This is a genomic window from Pseudomonas sp. BIGb0381 (assembly GCF_024809815.1).
In the GTDB taxonomy this organism is placed as follows: Bacteria; Pseudomonadota; Gammaproteobacteria; order Pseudomonadales; family Pseudomonadaceae; genus Aquipseudomonas.
In genome coordinates, this window is the sequence record NZ_JANUEN010000003.1 from 304,869 (window position 1) to 318,403 (window position 13,535).

At 60.3% G+C, this 13,535-nt stretch carries 14 protein-coding genes and 1 pseudogene; 6 read left to right on the forward strand and 9 right to left on the reverse strand.

Features of this window, described 5'->3' with window-relative positions; translation table 11 throughout:
• Positions 1-57 precede the first annotated feature (57 nt).
• The gene (locus M2397_RS11440) at positions 58-381 is read left to right on the forward strand and encodes a DUF2025 family protein (protein WP_027605634.1); all 324 of its coding nucleotides are present in this window, start codon (positions 58-60) and stop codon (positions 379-381) included.
• Positions 382-450: 69 nt separating this feature from the next.
• On the opposite strand, the gene M2397_RS11445 is transcribed toward M2397_RS11440, so the two are convergent.
• On the reverse strand, positions 451-774 hold the full coding sequence (locus M2397_RS11445) for an antibiotic biosynthesis monooxygenase (RefSeq protein WP_131697818.1): 324 nt from the start codon (positions 772-774) through the stop codon (positions 451-453).
• The gene (locus M2397_RS11450) at positions 771-1,478 is read right to left on the reverse strand and encodes a CTP synthase (RefSeq protein WP_131697817.1); all 708 of its coding nucleotides are present in this window, start codon (positions 1,476-1,478) and stop codon (positions 771-773) included. The genes M2397_RS11445 and M2397_RS11450 overlap by 4 nt, the downstream gene beginning before the upstream one ends.
• 80 nt (positions 1,479-1,558) lie before the next feature.
• On the opposite strand from M2397_RS11450, the gene M2397_RS11455 reads away from it, so the two are divergent.
• Complete coding sequence (locus tag M2397_RS11455) at positions 1,559-2,440, forward strand: LysR family transcriptional regulator (protein WP_259243152.1); 882 nt, start codon at positions 1,559-1,561, stop codon at positions 2,438-2,440.
• 30 nt (positions 2,441-2,470) lie between these two features.
• Here M2397_RS11455 and M2397_RS11460 read toward each other — a convergent pair whose 3' ends face one another.
• The 4 genes from M2397_RS11460 to M2397_RS11475 all read right to left on the reverse strand — a co-directional run bounded on the left by M2397_RS11460 (position 2,471) and on the right by M2397_RS11475 (position 6,542).
• Positions 2,471-2,992, reverse strand: a complete 522-nt coding sequence (locus M2397_RS11460) for a DUF1003 domain-containing protein (protein ID WP_145337928.1) — start codon at positions 2,990-2,992, stop codon at positions 2,471-2,473.
• 91 nt (positions 2,993-3,083) lie between these two features.
• Positions 3,084-4,403, reverse strand: a complete 1,320-nt coding sequence (locus tag M2397_RS11465) for a PAS domain-containing methyl-accepting chemotaxis protein (protein ID WP_145337930.1) — start codon at positions 4,401-4,403, stop codon at positions 3,084-3,086.
• A gap of 263 nt (positions 4,404-4,666) precedes the next feature.
• A complete protein-coding gene (locus M2397_RS11470; protein ID WP_259243153.1) occupies positions 4,667-5,725 on the reverse strand; it encodes a diguanylate cyclase in 1,059 nt (352 codons plus the stop codon).
• 190 nt (positions 5,726-5,915) lie between these two features.
• On the reverse strand, positions 5,916-6,542 hold the full coding sequence (locus M2397_RS11475; protein ID WP_131697813.1) for a TetR/AcrR family transcriptional regulator: 627 nt from the start codon (positions 6,540-6,542) through the stop codon (positions 5,916-5,918).
• A 123-nt stretch (positions 6,543-6,665) separates the two neighbouring features.
• Here M2397_RS11475 and M2397_RS11480 point away from each other — a divergent pair, with 123 nt between their 5' ends.
• From M2397_RS11480 to M2397_RS11495, 4 genes and pseudogenes are all read left to right on the forward strand, one after another.
• The gene (locus M2397_RS11480; RefSeq protein ID WP_259243154.1) at positions 6,666-7,724 is read left to right on the forward strand and encodes an MBL fold metallo-hydrolase; all 1,059 of its coding nucleotides are present in this window, start codon (positions 6,666-6,668) and stop codon (positions 7,722-7,724) included.
• Between the two features lie 339 nt (positions 7,725-8,063).
• Positions 8,064-8,579 (forward strand): hypothetical protein, encoded by a 516-nt coding sequence (locus tag M2397_RS11485; protein WP_131697811.1) that lies wholly within the window; start codon positions 8,064-8,066, stop codon positions 8,577-8,579.
• A 140-nt stretch (positions 8,580-8,719) separates the two neighbouring features.
• A pseudogene (locus tag M2397_RS11490) lies at positions 8,720-10,225 on the forward strand (amidase family protein).
• An 85-nt stretch (positions 10,226-10,310) separates the two neighbouring features.
• Positions 10,311-10,868, forward strand: a complete 558-nt coding sequence (locus M2397_RS11495; RefSeq protein ID WP_259243158.1) for an AAA family ATPase — start codon at positions 10,311-10,313, stop codon at positions 10,866-10,868.
• Here the strand turns inward: M2397_RS11495 and M2397_RS11500 are convergent.
• From M2397_RS11500 to M2397_RS11510, 3 genes are all read right to left on the reverse strand, one after another.
• Positions 10,798-11,178 (reverse strand): helix-turn-helix transcriptional regulator, encoded by a 381-nt coding sequence (locus M2397_RS11500; RefSeq protein ID WP_259243159.1) that lies wholly within the window; start codon positions 11,176-11,178, stop codon positions 10,798-10,800. The two genes, M2397_RS11495 and M2397_RS11500, sit on opposite strands and share 71 nt — an antisense overlap.
• Positions 11,179-11,272: 94 nt before the next feature.
• Entirely contained in the window at positions 11,273-12,220 is a 948-nt protein-coding gene (locus tag M2397_RS11505; protein WP_145337938.1) for a hypothetical protein, read from the reverse strand.
• 54 nt (positions 12,221-12,274) lie between these two features.
• Positions 12,275-13,444, reverse strand: coding sequence for an MFS transporter (locus tag M2397_RS11510; protein ID WP_259243160.1), 1,170 nt, complete (start codon positions 13,442-13,444; stop codon positions 12,275-12,277).
• Positions 13,445-13,535: the final 91 nt, after the last annotated feature.

The following is a 13,535-nucleotide window of genomic DNA, read 5'->3' on the forward strand; positions in this document are numbered from 1 at the left end:
CGCCACGCGTGTAAACCATCTTTCCAGTCCCTGTGGGACTTTTCAGTGAGGTTTACCATGCGCATCACCTCCGAGCTTATCTGCCAGGCCGCCGACCAACTCCACGGTTTTGTTGGCCTCAACCGCAAGACCGGCCAGTACATCGTGCGTTTCAGCGAAGATTCCTTCGGCATGGACGTGGCCGACGACGGCATCATCCCCACCGCTGAATTTGTCTGGCTGCCGGCCCCCGAGCAGACCATGACCCTGTCCCGCGAGCGTATCCAGTTGCTGCTCGACCAAAATATCGACGACCGCATCAACATCAGCGAACCGCTGCGCGTGTATATGAAACGGGTGGAGATTCCACAGATCAGTGCGCTGCGCAGTCTGGTGAGCTAGACGGCATAGGCGGTAAGCGAGCTTTCTGTGGCAAGCCCGCTCGCCACAGAGAGCCAGGCGATACGACGGTTACTGGCCTTGGAATGTGTAGGCCCGTTCCACTTTGCACACCCGTGTCTGAAACGCCGAGTACCAGGTGGCGCGTCCTTGTTCACGCACCGCCCGATGCTCGGCCTGCTGCTTCCAGGCCAGGATCGCGGCCTCGCTGCGCCAATACGACACGGTAATCCCCAGGCCATCCTCCCGCGCCGATTCCACCCCGAGAAACCCCGGTTGATCGCGAGCCAGCTCCAGCATGCGGGCGGCGGCCTGGCCGTAGCCTTGATCGCCGTCGGTGCGCAATGAGCTGAAGATCACTGCGTAGTAGGGTGGGGCGGGTGTCGTGGCGATCATGCGCACTGCTCCTGGCACGCCTTGAGCAGGGCAATCGCCAAGGGCGGCGTGATGCCCTTGAGGGCCGCGCGTTCAGGCTGGAACAGCGTGGCGACGAAGAACGGATGGTCGAGCAACTCCACCGCGCGCAGATCGCCGGCCGCATCATGCCCGCTGGGAATCATCTCGCGCTCGAGCAGTGCATCGGCGAATTCGGGGTTTATGCCGTAGCGGCAGCGATAGCCTTCCTCGATATCAAGGCGGCCGTAGGCCTCGGCGATGCGCGTGTAGGGCGTCAAACGCAGGCTGTCGCTGGCGTCTACCAGGGCGCAGCTCAGGGGGGTGATCACTGCGCGTTCAGCGCCTGGCGCCAGTTCGCCATGTTCGGCATCGGCCCAGCCCAGCACGTTGCGGGCGTATTCCAGCACCGCGTGTTGAAAACCGCCGCAAGTGCCGAGGAAAGGTCGCCGCTGTTCGCGGGCAAAACGTATCGCCCGCAATGCACCGTCGGTGTCGCGGTAGGGGCTGGCAGGCACGCACCAGAAACCGTCGAAGCTGTGCAGTTCTGTGGTGGGCGTGAGGGTGTCGGTGTCGAGCCATTGCAGATGAACCTGCACACCGAGGGTTTCACCGGCCCGTTGCAGCGCGATGGGAATGGCCTGGTGTGCGACGACATCGGGGTTGTAATCGCCGATCAGGGCGAGGTGCAAGGTGGTGGCTTTCATCGGGTGCGTCCCATGGCTTGTGGTGTCCTGCCGTGCACTATAGATTGGCGCACACGCAATCAATATTGGCGTTTGCCCACATGCTCAATGCAGCCACGCACTATCAAATCGATTACTCCGACCTGTCGCTGATCCTCGCCCTGGTGCGTGGCGGCACCCTGGCGCGGGCGGCGGCATTGTTGCGGGTAGATGTGTCCACGGTGTTCCGCGCGGTGCGACGGCTGGAGGCCGCGTTGGGCCAGACGTTGTTTGAAAAAAGCCGCGCCGGCTACCTGCCCACCAGCCTCGCCAGCAACCTCGCGCAGCAGGCCGAACGTGCTGAACAAGCGCTGGAAGCGGCGCGCATCGGCGTGGAGCAGGGCGGCGAGGTGATCAGCGGCACGGTGCGCCTGACCTGTACCGACTCGGTGCTGCAAGGGCTGTTGCTGCCGGCGCTGGCGCAGTTCATGCCGGACTACCCGGCGCTGACCCTGGAACTGAGCACCTCCAATGATTTCGCCAACCTCAGCCGCCGCGATGCCGACATCGCCCTGCGCCTGACCACGGCACCGCCGGAGCACCTGGTCGGCCGTTGCCTGGGGGCCGTGGCGTATCGGGTGTGTGCCAGCCCCACGTATGCGCGTCAACACGCCGGACGCTCACTGGCGGACCTGGCCTGGATTGCGCCGGACGACTTCCTGCCCGACCACCCCACGGTGGCCTGGCGCCGGGGACACCTGCCCGGTGTACGCCTCAGTTATCGCTGCAACAGCATGTTGTCGGTCACCGAACTGGTGCGGGCAGGGTTGGGCGTGGCGGCGCTGCCGGATTTTCTGCTGGATGATGGCCTGCAACCCCTGGGTCCCGCATTGGCGGGGCACGACACGGCGTTATGGCTGCTGACGCGTCCCGATTGCCGCGCGTTGCGTTCGGTGGTGACGCTGTTTGATGAGTTGGGACGGCATGTGCGGATGAAACCCTGACATCGCCCCTCCGACAATGGATACGCACAGTTACTGGGGTTTTCTTACGTAGTGCTCATGCATTTCGCACGTCAGGGTTTCGATGTGTTCGGTCAGTTGCTTGGTCATTTCCGTCAGCCGGGTGTTTTGCTCCAGCAATTCCAGCAGCTGTTTGGTGGTTTGCGCGGCCTGGGCCTGGCGTTCGGTATTGGCGATGGCCAGTGCTTCGCGGTGTTGCGCATCGGCGTCGGACTGGGCTTTGTCGCGGGCCGCCTGGCGCGTCTGGGCCAGCAGGATCAGCGGCGCGGCATAGGCTGATTGCAGGCTGAAGGCCAGGTTGAGCAGGATGAACGGGTACACGTCGAAGTGGGTGATGCCCGTTACGTTCAGCACCACCCACAAGATCACGATCGCGGTTTGCGCACCGAGGAAGGTCGGTGTACCAAAGAAGCGCGCAAAGGCCTCGGCCTTGAGGGCAAAGGTATCGTTGCCGAAGGTCGGCGCCAGGTGGGCGTGGCGCCGGTGAAAACGCAGGTGATCGACGGGGGCGGTTTCGGGCTTGTCGGGGGTCATGGTGGGCTCGGGTCATCAACGTTAAGACAGTGAATCACTATAGTCCTGGCGACCTGTCTTACACATGAATAACCCGAGGGTCTACTGAGTGTTAGTGGGCGCCACGCTCATTGGCAAACGCACTCACCGCGTGCACCGCCTCGCTGGTGCCTTCGCGAATCTGCAGGATCACTGTACCGGCCTGGTTGGCCAGCTCCACGCCCTGGGCAGCGCGGTCGCGGGTCGCGTCCATGCTGTCGATGGCGTGGCGGGTCTCAGCCTGGATCACCGCGATCATGCTGGAAATCTCCGTGGTGGAACCGCTGGTGCGCGCCGCCAACTGCCGCACTTCATCGGCCACCACGGCAAAACCACGGCCTTGTTCGCCCGCGCGCGCTGCTTCGATAGCGGCATTGAGTGCCAGCAGGTTGGTCTGATCGGCAATGCCGCGAATGGTGTTGACGATGGTGCTGATCTGTTGCGAACGCTCGCCCAGCTTGGCGATCAGTTGCGAGGAGTTGTCGATGTCCGAGGAGATTTCACGCATGCCGCTGGCTGTTTTCTGGATCACGTCGGCGCCTTTTTCCGCCATGTCCTGGGTATGCAGGGACAGGTGATAGGCCTGGGCGGCGCTTTGTGCGTCTGCAGCATGTTGTTGCACGCGCGCGGTGATGTCCGAGGCGAACTTCACCACTTTGCACAGGCGCCCGCTGGCGTCGTACACCGGGTTGTAGCTGGCTTCGAGCCACACGGGCTGGCCGTTTTTACCCACGCGTTCGAACTGGCCGCTGAACAATTCGCCCTGGTTCAGGCGCCGCCAGAAGTCACCGTAGGCTGAGCTCGCTGCGGTCTCTGCTGTGCAGAACAGGCGGTGATGCTGGCCCTGGATCTGCGCCAGGCTGTAGCCCATGCGCTGCAGGAAGTTGGCGTTGGCGGTGATGATCGTGCCGTCGAGGTTGAACTCGATGACGGCCATTGCCCGGCCAATGGCTTCCAACTTGGCGTTGGCCTCGCTTTCAGCCTGCAGGCGCGGGGTGACGTCCAGGGCGTACTTCACCACTTTGACCACACGGCCCGTGTCGTCACGCACCGGGGTGTAGCTGGCTTCCAGCCACACCGACTGGCCGTTGCTGGCCACCCGTTCAAAGGTGCCGGACTGGAACTGGCCGTTTTGCAGGTTGGACCACAGTTGGCTGTACTCGGCGCTACGGGCGAAGGCGGGCGTGCAGAACATCCGGTGGGATTGGCCTTCGATCTGCTCGGCGCGGTAGCCCAGGGTGTTGAGGAAGTTGTCATTGGCCCGTAGCACGAGGCCTTGCGGATCAAATTCGATCACTGCCATGGAGCGTTCGATCGCGTCCAGCAGGCTGGCTTGGTGAGCCACGGTGTGTTGCAGGTGATTGATGGTTTTTTTATGGGTGTTGAATAGCATGTTCGGGGGCTCGGGCAAGCATGCGTCGGGGAGTATCCATGTGTATGCGCCTGCCCCCGTAAGGCATTCGCCTTACGGTTGACGTGCTCATTGTCAGCCTCCTTGTGCTGACAGCGGGGTGGAACAACGGGTTAAGAGTGATCAGCCTGACAAGAAGTTCGCCCAAGGGGCAGGACCATTTTTGGGTAGGCGACGAATGGAGGCATTATGCTATCGCCTATGGTGTTGGACGGAAGATTCAGACGAGGAGTTGTAGGACTACGTCAGGCGGAACAGGCGATCCGGTCTTCACTGACACTCACCCGATTACGCCCGGTGTCCTTGGCGGCATAGAGCGCCCGGTCGGCCGCGTTCAGCCACATGGCTGCGTCGGTGAAGCGCGGCTGGAAGTCCGCCAGACCGATGCTCAGGCTGACGCGCAATTCCGGTATGTGCGGGGTGCGGTAATTGCCGAATGTTTTGCGCATCTGCTCCATGATCTGCGCCGCTTGCTCCAGAGGCATTTGCGGAAGAATCACACAGAACTCATCGCCACCGTAACGCCCGGCCAGGTCGTTTTCCCGCAGGTTGCGCCGCAGTTCCAGGCTCAGTTGCCGCAACACCGTGTCGCCGACGATATGGCCGTGGGTATCGTTGATCTGCTTGAAGTGATCAATATCGATCAATGCGATGGTGGCGTGGCTTTGCTGCTGCTGGCACTTGTGGAACTTGAGGTGCAGCAGGTCTTTCCACGAGCCGTGGTTGAGCAGGCCGGTGAGGCTGTCGGTGCGGCTCAGGGCACTGAGGGCGCGTTTATGTTCCGACAGCTTGATCGCCAGTTGATAACAGACCATGCCGATGGCCATGGGGTAGAGGGTCAGCATGGGCAGGCAGGAGTAGACCTGCAGCAGGCTGACGTCGGGGTTGAACTTGATGCCGAACAGCGCCCACGCCACGCCGATCCCCAGCCCCTGGGCGAGCAGGCCACGCAGGAACAGGCGCCGGCCGCCGGCGGCGACGTTGTTCATGGTCATCATCGACAGGATGGTCACGGCTGTCAGCGGCGTGAATTGCGTGGCAGCCGCCCAGAACCCACCGAATACCGAGTCATACAGGAAGTTGCGCTGTTCAGCCTGATAAGGGAACGGCGAGCGGGTGGATAGCTGGTACGCCAGATGCGCCCAGGCAAACCCATTGAACAGCAGTAACGCCCAGACCCAGCCCGGCATGGCCAGGGGGTACAAGGCGCCGGTGACGCTGATGCTGCCGACACCCAGGCCGATGATCCTTGGCTGGTAGATACGCCTGGCAAATGAGAGCCCTTTGCCTCGTCTGTTTTCCATAAATTCCTGGTTCAACTGTTTTTCACATAGACGGCGGCTCGCGGCCACTGGATCACCCATTGATCGGATAAGTCCTGTGAATATTGTCAGTTATTCGCGTAGGAATAATCAGTGGCCTTCCAGGCCATTTGCGCAAAACAGAGGGCGAATGCGTCAAAAGCGACCAGGAATGTCGCTCTTGCAATGGTTTTTACTGGGTGCGGGAGGCGCTGACTTCGTAGCCGGCAAGGAACAGGTCGATGGCTGACTCAATGACGCTGGCCTGGTGGGCGGCATCCAGGGTCGGCTGGCCCAACGTGATCTGCGGCCAAAACGCGAAGGCCTTGAGCAGGCTCTGGATCTGATGGGCGGCAAACGCCGGGTCGGTGCAGGAGAGGCGGCCATCTTCCTGGGCGGCGCGTACCCACTGGGTAAAGCCTTCTTCGCGCTGGCTCAGGCGGGTGACCATGTCTTGCGCACGTTCCGGTGAATGGATGGTGGCCGCGATGGCGACCCGGGCGAGGTCGAGGAAGTTGGTGTCCGACATCATCTTCATCTTTGCCTCCAGCAACCCGCGTAACTGTTCACGCAACGGGCGGTCGCTGGCGTAGCTGACGTCGAGTTGGGCGACGCTGCTGGCCCAGAGCTGGTGAAGGATTTCGGCGAACAGTTCTTCCTTGCTGGGGAAATGGTTATACACCGTGCGCTTGGAAACCCCAGCGGTGGCGGCGATCTTGTCCATGCTGGTGACCTCGAAGCCGTTATCGCGAAACTCAGCGATGGCCGCTGCCACGATGGCTTGGCGTTTGCGGTCGGTGAGGCGTTGAGGGGCAGTCATGGGTGGCGTTCAGCTCTTGAGGGTAAATTACACTGGGTAGTTTACTTGCTGCGGATTTTGTTGCAATCTTGAAACTACACTGTGCAGTGTAACTTATGAGCGGACCGTAGGAGTCACTCGGTAATGGCCACGATCTCAACCCGTATCAAGTCTTCGCCTGCGGCGCCCAAACCTGCTGAGTCGAAACTGGGGAGCTTCAGCAACGACGCCCCCGTGCAGCACGGTGGCTTTGGCAAGACCTTGCGTATCTTCTGGAACATGCTGTTCAACAAACCACGCAGTACGCGGCCGGTGGGGCAGATCCCGGTGCAACCGCTGACCCGCGAGCAGTTGCTGGGGGCGCCTGATCACAGCGTGTTCCGCCTGGGGCATTCCACCGTGTTGTTGAAAATGCGCGGCAAGTTCTGGCTGACCGACCCGGTGTTCGCCGAGCGTGCCTCGCCCTTCAGTTGGGCTGGCCCCAAGCGTTTTCATCAGCCGCCTATCAGTCTTGAAGAGCTGCCGCCCCTGGAGGCGGTGGTTCTTTCCCACAACCACTACGACCATCTTGACCATAAGGCTGTCGTCCAACTGGCCGACAAGACCCGTTACTTTCTCGCGCCGCTGGGCGTGGGCGACATTCTGGTCAAGTGGGGTGTCGACGCCAGCAAGGTGCGGCAGCTGGATTGGTGGCAAGGCACCGAGGTGGATGGCATTCGCTTTGTCGCCACGCCGGCGCAGCACTTTTCCGGGCGTGGCCTGTTTGATGCCAACCAGACCCTCTGGTGTTCCTGGGTGATGATCGACGGCACGCGCCGCATCTTTTTCAGCGGCGACACCGGCTACTTCGACGGCTTTAAACGCATCGGCGAACAGTACGGCCCGTTCGATCTGACGTTGATGGAAACCGGTGCTTACAACGTCGACTGGCCCCATGTACACATGCAGCCGGAGCAAACCCTGCAAGCGCATATCGACCTCAAGGGCCGCTGGCTGCTGCCGATCCACAACGGCACTTTCGACCTGGCGTTCCATGCCTGGCACGAACCTTTCGACCGCATCATGGCGCTGGCGTGGGAGCGCAATGTGTCGATTACCACACCGCCGATGGGCCAGGCGTTCAGCTTGAACCAGCCGGAGCGTGGATATGCATGGTGGCTGGAAGTGGAAACCCAAGGTGCGCAAGAGCACCTTGTGAGCTGAGGGCGCGGAGGCGACGAAAAAGGAGTTTTCAAGTTGTTTCGGGTCTGCGACAGGCTTCGACGAAGGATGCGATGATCCCCGGAAAATGATTTCAGGGGAGGCGTTCCGATGGACAGCAAATGCAGAAAGTTTTCGCGAGCGGATGCCGTTTGCCAGGTGGGCCAGCCGTTGTCTGCGCCCCTGGATATGACCTATTCGGCGTCTTCATGCCGTCGCCCTTCCACCGATCAAGCGCCCCCCCGCCGTATCGCGTTTGATGTCGATCCCCATCCTCAAACCCACCCCAATGGTGGCGTCCTGATCCCCGGGTATAACGTACCGGCACTTCCCATCAGACCCATGCGTGATCCCTCGTTGATGCTGATTGCCTTGAGCGGTATCGACCCAGAGGGCCAGGTGATGGTGGAGGTACCTCTGGTGCAGAACAACAGCCCCTTTGCCGTCATGCAAGTATTGGCCGGCAGGCGCGTGGGGTATGCCGACCGATATGGCCGTGGCGATGGTCACGAACCGATTCAACACCGTGCGCCCTTCATGCGGGCGCTGGACGTTTTGCGTCGAGCCGGGACGCAACTGATACCCGTACCGGCGCAACGTGTCGACGGCACCCTCACGTTCAACCTGCATACTCATAATGAAATCGATGAACTTGTAAATGAGTACCGGCTGGATGCCCTGGTGTCGGACAGTCAAAGTGCTGCGTTCCATGGTGCGTGCTGGAGTGGTTACCCCAGGTTTGGCGAGACCCTCGAGGGTGGTGCGACGTTGTGGTTCTACGGTGCGCGATGGTCGAAGGATTCGCTGGCGGCGCTGGTGCAGGGTTATCGCAATGCCTGTTGCGTGGAGAATGCATAGCATGGGCTACCTGTGGCGTTGAACAATCCTACGAGGTGAACGGCCTACGTCATGCTGGCTGGGATGAGGGAAGTTTTTAGACTGGCGCACGGATCAACGGTGGTCCTTCGTCATTTCTTACTCTTCTCCCGAGGTGGTTCATGTTTGGAATTGGATATGGTGTGAATGCGTTTGTCAGCCATGCGGCGTCTTGGATGGGGTTGCCGTTGACCTCCGACACCTCCAAACCGGTTCCGCCGGGAATGGAATGGGCCAGTGTTCGTGAGCTCGGTGAACAAATGGCCCGGTCGGGCGGGCTCACATCGGAAGTTCTGGTCACCTTCTTGCAAGAGCGCATTCGCAAACACGACCCTGCGTTAAACGCCATCATCGAACTCAACCCTCAAGCGCTGGAGATTGCTCGCGAGCTGGATCGCGAACGCGCCAGCGGCAAGGTCCGAGGGCCGCTGCACGGCATTCCCGTGCTCCTCAAGGACAATATCGAGACGGGCGACACCCAGCAGACCAGCGCAGGTGCCTTCGGGTTTGTGGGTGCCGCTGCGATCAAGGACGCGTTTATCGTCGAACGCCTGCGCCAGCAGGGCGCAGTGATCCTGGGAAAAACCAACCTGACCGAACTGGCCGGTTTTCGCGGCGGTCCCGATGGGTTCAGCCATCGGGGCGGGTAAACGCTCAACCCTCATCAAGCGGATGCATCGGTCGGGGGGTCAAGCTCGGGCTCAGCCGTTGCGGTTGCCGCTGGTTTGGCGCCGTTGGCCGTTGGCACCGAAACCAATGGTTCCATCGTCGTCCCGGCGGCATTTAACGGGGTGGTCGGTTTCAAGCCCGGCGTGGGCTTGTTGAGCCGTAGCGGCATCATTCCTGCCAGCCATCGACAGGACACGCCGGGGCCAATGACGCGTTCGGTGTTTGATGCTGCGTTGTTGCTCAACGCCATGTCGGGCAGCGACCCTCAGGATTCAGCCAATGTGGACGCCCCCCGAGGCATTGACTACACCGCGTTGCTCAAGCCTGGCGCCTTGAAGGATAAACGTATTGGTTATCCCGCAACCTTTTCCGCGAATGGCGAAAACCTGCCGGTGGACAATAGCCCTCAGTTTCAAAAAACGCTTGATGTGCTTCGCGCACAAGGTGCAGTGCTTGTACCGGTGAACATGCGGCTGGCGGATGCATCACGCTATGGCGAACTATTGTTTGCCGATGTGAAGAGTGAGTTGAATGATTACCTGGGTAAGCGCGGTGGGCTGCCGGTCAAGTCAGTTTCCGAGTTGATCGCGTTCAATGAAAAGCGCGATGGCAGCGACACCGACCACCAACCGCTGCTCAAGGAAATCGACGCATCCACCCTGACATCCGACGAGCGCAAGCCGCTATGGGATGCGCTTATCCAGGATTTTCGCAGCACAGTGGATGAGCTGATTGACGGGGAAAAACTTGATGCCGTGGTGTCGGACTTTGAAACGAACAGCTATTTTGCAGTCGCAGTGGCCGGTTATCCAGGAATCTCGGTACCTTCAGGCAAAGACGAGCACGGCGTGCCGGCCAGTGCTTACTTCTTTGGTGCCCGCTGGACCGAACCCACGCTGCTTGCCGTAGCCCATGGCTACGAGGAGGCCGCGTGGGTCGGCTCCAGGGCCCGGCTTTGAGCAACAGGTGGCTCTAGGCGTCGGCGTGTACAAACCCAAGGGCTGACGCCTTCAAAAGATACACTCAATGCGATGGAGGGAAGCCATGGCCTATCGAATTCATATCCTCGGTGCTGCGGGGGCCGGCACTACCAGCCTGGGTAGGGCCTTGGCAGAGAGTCTGAACGTCGCTTGCTTCGACACCGACGACTTCTACTGGCAGCAAACCGACGCACCCTTCACCGTTGCCCGGCCCAAAAATGAACGCATCCGCCTGCTGCAGGAACAGACCGCCGGCCTGGAAGGCTGGGTGCTGTCCGGCTCACTGTGCGGCTGGGGCGATGCCATGATCCCGCAGTTCACCCACGTGGTGTTCCTGCGCCTCGAGCCGCAAGAACGCCTGCACCGCCTGCGCATGAGGGAGGTGCAACGCTACGGTGATGAAATCCTGGAAGGTGGCAGTCGCCACGAGAACAGCGTCGCTTTCCTGGCGTGGGCCGCTCGCTACGACAACGGCAACCACAGCCTACGTAGCCTGCGTCGGCATGAAACCTGGTTGGCGGCACTGACCTGTCCGGTGATCCGGTTGGACTCTACGCACCATTCGGTTGGGGCGTTGGTGAGTCAATTGATGCCGCTGTTGAGCCCATCAGCCGCGAAATAATGTTGTGTGCAGCGGGGTCGACTGGGGCGGTGTCAAACCGCCGCACACTCATGCCCCACCCTGGCGCAAACCCCGGAAAAAATACCAGCCCTTGTGCCTCCAACCGAAACGCCAATGCCAGGCGGGTTTCATCACCCACGTCGCCCTGGCTTTCAAACTGTTGGATGGCATCCACCGCCACACCCGCCTGGCGGGCCAGCTCTTCGCGGCTCCAGCCCAGCATCGCGCGGGCCTGTACGCTGTGTTTGGCGGTGAATTGGTGCAGGACGATCTGCTGTTCTACGAAAGAGCTCATTGCCAGAGAGGACATGGGGTTTCTCCAGGATTCGACGGGGGAGGGCAAACTATACTGTGTTTTTGTACAGTTGTTTTGACCGCTCATCAACTGGATTCTTATCGACCCACTATTCCAACCCTGGTGCCTCACGAATGATCAGGTGATCCAGGTTCTCGATATTCGCGCTGAACACCCCGAACGTCTGCTCGGGGTTCTTCTTGCTGGGCACCTGTTTCAGCTCCGGCGTGACCCCATAGAAGAAACAATACAACGCCCGTTCACTGTCCGCCGCCGCCCGGATCTGCTCCAGGAACGCCTTACGCTTGCGGTAGTTCTCGATGAGCTTTTTGCTCAGGTAGACGTTGACCGAGTAGGGTTTTTTGTCGAGCCACACCTTCTTTTCGAAATCGATGCGAAAGCTGCTGGTGTAGTCCTTGATCGCTTTGATCTTGCCCCAGTAGATCAGGCCCTTGTTGTCTTGCAGGTATTCGATCTTCTTGAAAAACGCCGAGTAAGTCGCGGTGTGCTCGCCGATTTTCAGCGGCATGCGTTTGAGTTTTTCCTTGTCGTCGATGTTCGACACAAAACATTCCACCGGGTGGGCGAACACGCTGGTTTTGTCCGGGGTAGTGTCGCTGGAACTGACAGATTCGCCGCTGCCGGTTGAGGGTGTTTTCGCTGAATCTTGTAGGACCAGCCCCTCGGTGCCGCCCACCGCGGTTTTACGCTCGTACGTACGACGGGTCAGGACAAATTCCGATGGGAAATTATCCTCACGCTCATCGTCGTTTTCGCCTGCTGCACCCTTGTGGAGGCTGGCATAACGGCACCCGTCGATATGCCGCGTGCTCGGCGTGTTTTTGAAGTGCGGGGTGCGTTGGTAGTTGACGTTCTTGGCGTTGAACGTGCTCAGCACATTGCCTGCTTCGAAGGCGGCGCGACAGGCATCGTTGGGGCACAGGAAACTGTCCTGGTCGGAATCGTAGGCAGCGGTTTCGTCGAAATTCAGGTCTCGTACGTCATAAATCGACAGCTTGTCATCGAGACTCAGGCTGTAGGCCGTGTCGAATTTCATGGGGCTCGGGTCCGTGAGAGGTTTCGCTATTAATAGCGGGAACCCGCGCAAATATCAGCAAGAACCTGCAACCCGCCGTCCGCTCAGGAAGCACAAGGTTCCGCCTATCGCCGTAAGCGTGCCCAACGCATAGAACATGCTGGTCGGCGCCGCATTGATCAGCAGATACCCGCATATCACCGGGCTCAGTGCCCCGCCAAAAGCCGCGAGGTTCTGCGCGCCGTAGTAACTGCCGCGCAGTGCATCCGGGGCGATGGTGTCGATAAACAGGAACTCCGAGGGGTAGATGATCATCTCGCCCAAGGTAAACACGAACATCGCCAGGCACCAGGTCACCAGGCTATCCGCCAGGCTGAAGCCAATCAGCCCGACAATAAACAGCAGCGTGCCCAGTACGATCCAGTAGCGAAGTTGCTCACGCTTGAGAAACCGCCCGATCTGGTACTGCATCAAAATCACGGTAATGGCATTGCACGCCAGCACGGCAGAGAGAATTTTCAGTGCGTCGGCCGGCTTGTAGGCCACCAGCAGAAATTGCGACAGATACAGCGTATAGCGGCCGTGAACAATCGTGCTCAACAGGCTGCCGCTGGTGAACAGGATCAGTGTGCGGTCGTTGCGCAGCGTACGCAGGGTGCTTAGGAAACTCAGGGGTTTGTGGCTGTCGTCCCGTTGGGTCGGGGGAATGCCGATCATCAGGAACACACTGCCAAACGCAATCGCGCTGGCGATCAGGAATGGCGCCAACTGCATGTGCCCGGCGATCACCACGCCCACCATCGGGCCGGTGGCGTAGCCGACATTGGTAAGGGTGTAGCGCAGGGAAAATACCTTGGCACGTTCGCCCACCGGCAGGTTTTCGCTGATGATTGCCTTGGAGCCAATCAGGAACAGCGCCGACGCGGCTTCGGTGATCACCAGGGTCAAGGTGGTGAGGTAGAGGTTGCTGGCAAAGGTCAGCAGAAGGAAACCGATAGAACTGGAGAGCATGGCCAGGATCAGCAGCTTGCGCTTTTCCAGGCGGTCGATGATGTAGCCGCCGTACAGGCCCAGCAGCGTGGCGATAAACACGGCGATCCCCATCAGCAGGCCGATGTCCTGCTGGTTGAGGCCCAGGCGGGTACTCAGCAGCAGGGCCAGCAACGGGCTGGTCATGGCGCGGCTGACCACGATGGTCACCGAGCAGATCATCAGGCGGCGGATTACCAGGGAGTAGGTGGCCACGGTGGGGGCGAGCGTCCTAGTGAGTACTTGATGACAACACCGATCAAATGTGGGAGGGGGCTTGCCCCCTCACACATTTTCAGACCGTGTT